General features: G+C 43.2%; 8 protein-coding genes. 6 read left to right on the top strand and 2 right to left on the bottom strand.

Going from position 1 to position 9,487, the window contains the following annotated elements:
• Positions 1 to 826: 826 nt before the first annotated feature.
• The gene (locus V7K98_RS07330; RefSeq protein ID WP_335020263.1) at positions 827 to 1,198 is read left to right on the top strand and encodes a DUF2237 family protein; all 372 of its coding nucleotides are present in this window, start codon (positions 827 to 829) and stop codon (positions 1,196 to 1,198) included.
• A 136-nt stretch (positions 1,199 to 1,334) separates the two neighbouring features.
• Here the strand turns inward: V7K98_RS07330 and V7K98_RS07325 are convergent, their stop codons facing one another.
• Positions 1,335 to 3,377, bottom strand: a complete 2,043-nt coding sequence (locus V7K98_RS07325; RefSeq protein WP_335020261.1) for a hybrid sensor histidine kinase/response regulator — start codon at positions 3,375 to 3,377, stop codon at positions 1,335 to 1,337.
• A gap of 4 nt (positions 3,378 to 3,381) precedes the next feature.
• The gene (locus V7K98_RS07320) at positions 3,382 to 3,954 is read right to left on the bottom strand and encodes a chemotaxis protein CheB (RefSeq protein WP_335020259.1); all 573 of its coding nucleotides are present in this window, start codon (positions 3,952 to 3,954) and stop codon (positions 3,382 to 3,384) included.
• Between the two features lie 962 nt (positions 3,955 to 4,916).
• On the opposite strand from V7K98_RS07320, the gene V7K98_RS07315 reads away from it, so the two are divergent.
• From V7K98_RS07315 to V7K98_RS07295, 5 genes are all read left to right on the top strand, one after another.
• A complete protein-coding gene (locus tag V7K98_RS07315) occupies positions 4,917 to 5,417 on the top strand; it encodes a DUF2231 domain-containing protein (RefSeq protein WP_335020257.1) in 501 nt (166 codons plus the stop codon).
• Complete coding sequence (locus tag V7K98_RS07310; RefSeq protein WP_335020255.1) at positions 5,414 to 6,031, top strand: DUF2231 domain-containing protein; 618 nt, start codon at positions 5,414 to 5,416, stop codon at positions 6,029 to 6,031. The genes V7K98_RS07315 and V7K98_RS07310 overlap by 4 nt, the downstream gene beginning before the upstream one ends.
• 46 nt (positions 6,032 to 6,077) lie before the next feature.
• Positions 6,078 to 6,998 carry a cytochrome c oxidase subunit II gene (locus V7K98_RS07305; RefSeq protein ID WP_335020253.1) on the top strand — a complete coding sequence of 307 codons (921 nt, stop codon included), beginning with the start codon at positions 6,078 to 6,080 and terminating at the stop codon, positions 6,996 to 6,998.
• Positions 6,999 to 7,011: 13 nt separating this feature from the next.
• Complete coding sequence (gene ctaD / locus V7K98_RS07300; RefSeq protein WP_335020251.1) at positions 7,012 to 8,673, top strand: cytochrome c oxidase subunit I; 1,662 nt, start codon at positions 7,012 to 7,014, stop codon at positions 8,671 to 8,673.
• A 95-nt stretch (positions 8,674 to 8,768) separates the two neighbouring features.
• On the top strand, positions 8,769 to 9,371 hold the full coding sequence (locus V7K98_RS07295; protein WP_335020249.1) for a cytochrome c oxidase subunit 3: 603 nt from the start codon (positions 8,769 to 8,771) through the stop codon (positions 9,369 to 9,371).
• Positions 9,372 to 9,487 lie beyond the last annotated feature (116 nt).

The raw sequence follows: 9,487 nt of genomic DNA, 5'->3' as shown, positions 1-9,487 counted from the left end.
TGGTGCTGGTGATCCACTCACAGAATCTATCCCATACGTTGGCGCTTTCGCGGCGTTGGATCGTTGCTGTCATGGTTTTATAAGTGCGGTTAGTTATTTATGAATCAGGCTCGTTTGTCTTTGCCTGTGAATACACTTTACAATGCTTTACATTTTTTGATCCACTTTCTCACTTTTGTAAAACTGATAAGTTTCATCAGCTTTACTTATTAAAAGGCAAGCAACGAGGTAAGGATACGCCGAAGTTATTTTTTGTATGACATGACAATATATATGATTCTATTGCCTACCGATTTGGGAAGAATAACTTTGTAGATTACCGCTATTCCAAAAAACTAACACTCGGCTTACCACTGGGGGCTTTTTTTCTTTGGCAAAATGGCATATCTATAAATAAGACGGTTGTTATGGTATTTGAGTAGGATACATTCCATGCGAAAAAGTACTGACTTGCATTACCCCTAGCTAACTGCTAGGGGTTTTTATTAGAACTTTTACTGAAATATTGCACTATTAGGACTAGTCTTTTATTTTTGAAATATACGTAGAGAAAAGTAGGGTGCGTTAGCGTAGTGTAACGCACGATCCTAAGCTTTTGGTGCGTTACGACGTTCCGTCTAACACACCCTACGGATACTTGTCTTTTTTCAATAGTCAAATATGATTCCTATATTACTAATAAGCATAAGATTAGCAGCTTAATATAAGTTGATTTTAGAGTTCTATCTTTTATGAATTAATCCGGGATAGCGATTTTTATTCAACTAGGGAAATGTCAATATAGGCTTATATCGAGAGTGAAAAAATCAAGTGCAATAAGTTAACAATGATAGAAGCTAAAAACGTAATCGGTGGAAACCTAGAAGCCTGCTGCACTTCTCCCATGACTGGGTTTTACCGCGACGGTTTTTGTCGCACAGGTGGTCAGGATTTCGGGTCGCACGTCGTATGTGCTGAAGTGACCTTAGAATTCTTAGAGTTCACCAAATCGCGGGGGAACGATTTAAGTACACCTGTTCCTGATTTTAATTTTCCTGGATTGAAGCCTGGCGATCGCTGGTGTTTGTGTGCTTCTCGTTGGCAAGAAGCCCTTGATGCTGGCGTTGCTCCACCCGTCATGCTTTCTGCAACCCATGCTAGAGCTTTGGAAGTGGTTTCTTTAGATGAATTGAAAAAACATGCCGTAACTTCGTCTTGATTGGGCATTGGGCATTGGGCATTGGGCATTGGGCATTAATCACTTGAATTCCAATCCAATTCCCAAGTCATGTAGAGACGCGATTAATCGCGTCTCTCCTCTCAATTTTGTACAGACACAATTCATCGCGTCTCTCTTAACTAACTGAAACTTCCACAGGTAGTTTTAATACACTGGCAACCATAGCAATCAATTTAGTAGGGTCTATTGGCTTAGATAAATGCTGCTGAAACCCTGCTGAAAGCGCTTCTAAACGGTCTTCTTCTCGCGTGTACGCTGTCAAAGCGATCGCTGGTATACATCCACCTTTTTCTGGTTCTAAAGAGCGCAGTTTCCGAATTAGCGTATAACCATCTTGCTCTGACATGCCGATGTCGCTAATCAGGATATCTGTTTTAGCTTGTTCAAGTATTGCTAAGGCTTCATCAACTGATGCTACCGCAGTAGCAAAAGCTCCATACTCCTCAAACATAAAACTGAGAAAGTTACGGGTATCTGCTTCATCATCTACAACTAAAACCCTTAATCCAGCAAGGGGTGTCGAAACTATAGAAGAAGAAATTTCTCCTGTGGTTTCTCTATTTACCCTATTCCCTCTATTCTGTAGTACTGGCAGATTCACAGTAAAGGTTGCTCCCTGTCCACTGCCTAAACTGTGGGCAAAGATTGTACCCTTATGTAGTTCGACTAAATGACGGACAATCGCTAGTCCTAATCCTAGTCCATTGTGCGATCGCGTTGTGGTGCTATCTGCTTGTCGGAAACGCTCGAATACTTTCGGTAAAAACTCGGAACTGATGCCAATACCTGTATCGATAACTTGAATTTGGGCGTATTTTTGAGTTGTTTCTTGTTCTTCAGCAGAGACTACTGACAGATTCACTTCTACCCTGCCGCCTTTGGGGGTAAACTTAATCGCATTAGTTAGCAGGTTCCAGACTACTTGCTGTAAGCGGGCTGGATCGCCATAAACTGAACCTACCGAAGTATCTAAGATGGTATTTAAGAGAATTTCTTTTGGCTCTGCTAGAGGACGCACTGCTTCTAAGGCTGCCTCCATGACTGACATCAGATTCACCGCAGACACATTTAACCGCAACTGTCCACGGATAATGCGAGATACATCTAAGATATCTTCAATTAGTTGCATCTGAGATATGGCATTCCGTTCAATGGCCTCTAGGGCGCGGGAAGTGGCTTTGTCGTCAAGTTTCTTAGAGCGGAGAATTTTTGACCAACCTAGCATTGAGGTTAGAGGTGTGCGGAGTTCGTGGGAGAGAACGGCGAGAAACTCATCTTTCATCCGGTTTGCTGCTTCTGCTTCTTGTCTTGCCGTCTGTTCTCGAATTACTTGGGCGCGGACTTCTTCTGCTTGCTTGCGTTCGGTAATATCTTCAAGAGTGCCTACATATCCCAGCAATTCTCCTTGACCAGAAAGCATCGGTGATGAGCGCACTTGAACCCAACGAATGATACCTTGGGCAGTCTGAAAACGAAACTCTTCAGAGTAGTCACGGCCGTGATAAATGTAGGTAGACCAACTGGCAACTGCTCGTTCTCTATCTTCTGGATGTACAGATTCTAACCAGATTTTTTCTAAACTGTCTGCCGCTTTCAAACCACAAATTGCCTGATAGCGAGGATTTGTATATCTACATCCTCCTTCAGTATCAATTTCAAAAATGCCGACGGGTGAACAAGTACTTAGCGATCGCAATCGTTCTTCACTTTCCCTAAGTGACCCATTCACAGCTACCAGTTGTGCTGTTTGTTGCTTGACGGCTTCTGTTTTCTTAAATAGTTCTACGAATACTGTGACTTTGGAAGTCAAAATGTTGGGATCTAATGGTTTAAACAAATAATCAACTGCACCCAAAGCATAGCCTTTAAAAAGCATTTGGTCGCTGGTACTAAAGGCGGTAAGAAAGATAATTGGGGTGTGACGCGATCGCCCCCGATTGCGAATTAAGGTAGCAGTTTCAAAACCATCCATCCCTGGCATTTGCACATCTAGCAAAATCACTGCGAAGTCTTGATGTAGCAGACACCTCAAAGCTTCTTCCCCAGAAGTAGCTCTCACCAAATTCTCTCCCAGTTTTTCCAGGATTGCTTCTAGTGCTAGCAAGTTTTCTAGTTTATCATCCACTAGGAGGATGTTTACTTTGGGTTCCATCTGCATGGGTTTATTTCCGTGATGAGTGACAAAGCTTGACCATTTGGGAAGCAATGTTTGAGAGTGTCAAAATCCAGTCTACTGTAACAGCAGAAATTGCTGCTTCTGGCATAGTATCGCTCTCAGCTGTGGAAGGTTCCTGTACGATAGTTATTCCTCCTCGCGCTTTTATTTTCTTAAGACCTTGCATACCATCTTGATTTGCCCCTGTCAATATTACACCAATAACTTGCTCAGTGTAGACATCGGCTGCTGACTCAAACAGCACATCAATAGATGGTCTGGCATAAGAAACTGGCTCATCAGTGGAAAGAGCAAAGTGACCTGGTTCAACCAATAAATGATAATCTGCTGGAGCTAGATAGATATGTCCTGGCAGGATTTCTTCTTTATCTTCCACTTCTCGAATCGGTAATGAAGTGGATTCTTGCAATAACTCTTGGAGTGTATTGTTAGATTCCTTATGACGGTGTTGCACGATCGCGATCGGCACTAGAAAGTCTGCTGGTAACTTCCCCAAGATAATTTTCAATGCTGATAATCCGCCTAAAGAAGTACCAATCACCACAATTTTAAACGACACTTGTTTAGTCCTCACAGGAAGCATTTTAAGCTGAAAATTATCTAAATTGAATAATCAAATAAAATAAAACTCTTGTGTGGTGGGCAACATGAGCGCCCTAATTATACAAATTAAATGCAGAGCATCTCACATTTGCAAATATACGAGAAATCACGGTTTAGGGAACTCCAAGAAATAAATTGTTCAATTTTGTGGGGTAAGCTTTCTAGCCCGTCCACTCCATCTAACGGTTGAGACACACATCCCAGAAGAAACCTTGATTTGCGTTTATAGCAACTAGTCAAAATTATATATAGCGTTTCCAAATCATACAAGGTATATCATAGCCCCCTATCGAAGAGCGGGGAGGGGGTTGGGGGTGGGGTTCTTTTACCTCACTCAACTGAGAATCGCTATATTTTTGTCATAAGCATTACAATTAAAGATTTTATCATTGTGAAATATCTGACAGAAAAAATATTATATTTAGGTTAGGTTATTTAATCTTAATTCAATGCCAGAATCGCTACATTATAGAAATACTTTTCTGCTAAATAACTAACTTTTAAAATTTTAATTATTATTGTTTTGACAATTCACAAAATTTTACTTAAGCTAAAGATAGGTTAAGCAAATCAATAAACAACAGCAATTTTTTTAGCTCCACCAAGAATTGCTGTTTCAGGCTATTGGCATGAGGAAATTAATCACAATCACAATTATTCACTGTAGGTAAGCTCACGAGATTTAGCTGCAAAAAGCTAAGACATGATTAAGCATATTGCACCGCGCACATATTGAACATATTCCGGGCAATTATGGATGGATACTTGTGATGAGATTATTGATTATCCATCAATCATGGAAGTTTGACTAGCGATTTGAGGTTAGGGTCTTCTGGTTTATATCTCGTCAGAGGCGGAATAAATCTAAAATCCAAAATTGATTGACCACGGTGCGGTAGATATGTCCAGGAGAATACAATGCTTGAGTATTTTACATCATTGAATGACCACAATTTACCCTATCCAGATACGGTTCATCCCATCGTTGTCCACTTCGTAATTGCGATGGTATTGTTTTCGTTTTTCTGTGATGTGGTTGGCTATTTTACTGGTAAATCCAGTCTTTTTGAGGTGAGTTGGTGGAATATGTTGGTAGCAACCGTCGCTATCTTCGTTGCGATCGTTTTTGGTCAGTTTGAAGCGGGTTTAGCACAACCTTACAGCCTAGCTAAATCGGTGCTGAATTTGCATACGCTGATTGGTTGGTCACTTTCGGGAATCATCACGGCGCTTACAGCTTGGCGCTATGTAATTCGTTCCCGTAACCCGCAAAAAGTACCAATTTATTATTTGGGAGCCGCACTAGTTTTAACCCTAATAGTTGGCTTGCAGGTATATCTCGGAGATGAGCTTGTTTGGGTGTATGGATTGCATACCGTACCAGTTGTGGAAGCAGTAAAGGATGGTGTGTTGCGATGAACTCAGAATTAATCGATCAATTGACCGACTCTCTAGGTGCAAATGGATTACCCTACACCATTCCCATTCATCCCAACTTAGTGCATCTGACAATAGGTTTGTTCATCATTGGGATGACCTTTGATATCGTTGGTGTTCTGTTCCCCTTCCAAAAATGGGTCTTCAAATTTTTAGCAATTACCGTAGAACGTCAGAATTTCTTTGATGTTGGCTGGTATAACATGCTAGCTGCCAGCGTCATCACATTTTTCACGGTGGCAGCAGGTTTTTATGAAATGCTGTTGGCAACACCACCAGCTGATATGAAAAGTGCCTGGGGATTGCAGGCAATGCAAACCATGATTTGGCATGGTGTGGGTGGTGTGTTCTTATTAGCGTTGATTGTTGGGATGACCATCTGGAGAGGGTGGCAGCGCTCCGTTTGGGGCAGACAAGAATATAAACAGTCAGATAGAGAAGTGCAGTGGTTATATCTGTTCGCAGGCATAGCAATCATGTTCATTCTGTACATCCACGGCACACTAGGAGCGCAATTAGCCGCCGAATTTGGTGTACACAATACAGCAGATAATTTGCTGCGATCGCACCAAGACCTAAACACGACACTCAAATAAGTCATTAGCCCAATGCCCAATGCCCCATGCCCAATAACCAAAGACAATGAACATCCAGAAGATTTTAAATATTTTGACGCTGCTTACAGGCGCGATCGCAGTGACTGTTATCAGTCTCTGGATCGGCAAGCAGTCTTACTCCTGGCTTCCCCCCCAAGCGGCGGCCGAATCCGTACTAATTGATGATTTGATTAGCTTCTTAGTAACCCTTGGTGCTTTCATCTTCTTGGGAGTAACAAGTACTCTAATGTATTCTGTGATCTTCCATCGGGCAGTCAAAGATGACTTTAGTGATGGCCCTCCCATTGAAGGTAATATCGCCCTAGAAGTTGTCTGGACAGCAATCCCCATTCTCTTAGTGTTGTGGATTGCAAATTACAGCTATCAAGTTTACGAACAAATGGGGATTCAAGGCCCATCAGAAATAGTTCACCTGCATAATCCATTGGGAATGGAATCAGCTTATGCAGAAGCAAAAGATGCCCCAGCCTTAGCTGAACCCGTCGAGAAAATTGACGTACTAGCTAAACAGTGGGCGTGGGTGTTTCATTATCCCGAAAGAGATGTTACCAGTACCGAATTGCATTTACCTAGCGATCGCCGGATACGTTTAGCATTAAAATCACAAGATGTTCTCCACGGCTTCTATATACCTGCATTTCGCCTCAAGCAGGATATTATTCCCAACCATGCCATCGACTTTGAATTTACCCCCATCCGCCCCGGCAAATACAGCTTGACCGATTCTCAGTATAGCGGTACATACTTTGCGACGATGCACGCGAATGTAATCGTCGAATCTCCTGAAGATTATCATCAATGGCTGGCCAAAATTGCAACCCAAAAGCCATCTCCAGCAAAAAATCAGGCGGCTGCTGAGTATGCCCAAACATCCAATCAATCAGTTCAAACTGGTTGGGTTACAGTTCCACCTGCTGCACCTCCTCTAGTCAATTCACCTGGTTGAAAGGAAAATAACCATGACTAATGTTCCTATTGAAGGTATGCTTCTCCCTAATGAGAAGCCTAACCACGAATCTCCAGGTAACTGGAAAGAATACTTCAGCTTTAGTACTGACCACAAGGTAATCGGTATCCAGTATCTCGTTACCTCCTTCTTCTTCTTTCTCGTTGGCGGCATTTTTGCAATGGTGATTCGGGGAGAACTGTTAACACCCGATTCAGATTTAGTCGATCGCACCGTCTATAACGGTATGTTCACCATGCACGGCACTGTAATGCTGTTCTTGTGGACATTTCCCTCACTAGTTGGTTTTGCTAACTATTTAGTACCCCTGATGATTGGGGCGCGAGATATGGCATTTCCCCGCCTCAACGCCGTCGCCTTTTGGATGGTGCCAGTAGTCGGAATTATCATGATGGGTAGCTTCTTTGTCCCTGGTGGCCCAGCCCAAGCAGGCTGGTGGGCTTATCCACCAGTCAGTCTCCAAAATCCCACAGGTAACTTAATTAATGGTCAAGTTCTCTGGCTGCTAGCGGTGGCAATTTCCGGCGTATCCTCAATTATGGGGGCAGTAAACTTTGTCACCACAATCGTTAAGATGCGCGCCCCAGGCATGGGTTTCTTCAGAATGCCGTTGTTTGTCTGGGCAGTATTTAGCGCCCAAATTATCCAACTATTTGGACTACCTGCATTGACAGCAGGCGCAGTGATGCTGCTACTCGATCTCACAGCTGGCACTGCATTTTTCGACCCTGCCAAGGGTGGGAATCCAGTCATGTTCCAGCATTACTTCTGGTTTTACTCCCACCCCGCCGTTTACGTGATAATTTTGCCCATCTTCGGGATTTTCTCAGAAATATTCCCAGTTTATTCACGTAAACCCTTGTTTGGTTATAAAGTAGTTGCCGTTTCATCAATGTTGATTGCCGTAGTTAGCGGTATCGTTTGGGTACACCACATGTACGTCAGTGGTACTCCGGGCTGGATGCGGTTGATTTTCATGTTGACGACAATGTTTGTATCTGTCCCCACAGGAATTAAAGTATTTGCTTGGGTAGCAACCATTTGGGGCGGTAAACTGCGGCTAAATACCCCAATGCTGTTTGCCTTGGGCGGATTAATCATGTTTGTCTTCGCAGGAATCACAGGCATCATGCTTTCTTCCGTGCCGGTTGATGTCCACGTTAACAATACTTACTTTGTGGTAGGACACTTCCACTACGTCCTCTACGGAACCGTGACGATGGGCTTATATGCCGCCATCTATCACTGGTTCCCCAAAATGACCGGGCGAATGTACTCCGAAAGCTGGGGTAAAATCCACTTTTGGTTAGCCTTCATCGGTACTAACCTCAACTTTTTACCCATGCACCCCTTGGGATTACAAGGGATGTTACGCCGAGTTGCTTCCTATGCCCCAGAGTATCAATTCTGGAATGTCATCGCTAGCTTGGGCGGATTTCTCTTAGGAATATCCACTTTGCCCTTCATCTTCAACATGGTGATTTCTTGGATGCAAGGCGAAAAAGCACCCAATAATCCTTGGCGGGCAATTGGATTAGAGTGGATGGTTTCTTCACCCCCCCCAGTAGAAAACTTTGAAGAAATTCCCATCATCATCTCAGAACCCTACGGCTACGGCAAATCAGAACCCTTAACAGCCAACCTCCCAGAATAACGCCAAACATCGGGAAGACGCAAAAACCCTCCGCGTCCCTCTGCGCTTCCCTCCGCGCTCCTTTGCGTTTCAAATTCCCCTCAAACAAAAGTAAAATGGACAGTTATATCAACCCCCCTGAATCGCACCACGCAAGCGCCGAACATACCCACGACGAAGAAGGCAACAAAATGTTTGGCTTCATTGTCTTCCTCTTGTCTGAAAGCGTCATTTTCTTGAGTTTTTTCGCCGGATATGCCATCTACAAAACAACAACTCCTAACTGGCTACCAGCTGGTGTTTCTGGGCTAGAAGTAAAAGATCCGACAATCAATACAGTAATTCTTGTCGCCAGTAGCTTTGTCATTTACTTAGCAGAAAAAGCCCTGCAACGCCATGATTTAGTGAAATTTCGCCTGTTTCTGTTGACAACAATGGCGATGGGTACTTACTTTTTGGTTGGACAGGCGATTGAATGGAACGGCCTCGATTTTGGCTTCACCACAGGGGTATTTGGTGGGACATTTTACTTGCTAACGGGTTTCCACGGTTTGCACGTTTTCACTGGTATTCTGTTGCAGTCAATTATTTTGGTACGTTCTTTCATCCCTGGCAATTACGACACGGGACACTTTGGTGTGAATGCAACTTCGCTGTTCTGGCACTTTGTCGATGTTATCTGGATTATTTTGTTTATCCTGATCTACGTTTGGCAGTAAGGGATTTACAAGAGATAAATGATGTGAAGTACCCCTTTTTGCTTCGCTGAAAAAGGGGCTTCCAATTTCAACTACAGCAATGACGGTCTTATTCGTCTCTTGGGTTTCCCGTATCT

Origin of the sequence: Nostoc sp. (assembly GCF_036917435.1) — a bacterium.
Taxonomy (GTDB): Bacteria; Cyanobacteriota; Cyanobacteriia; order Cyanobacteriales; family Nostocaceae; genus Nostoc.
This window is presented reverse-complemented; position numbering and strand designations above follow the sequence as displayed.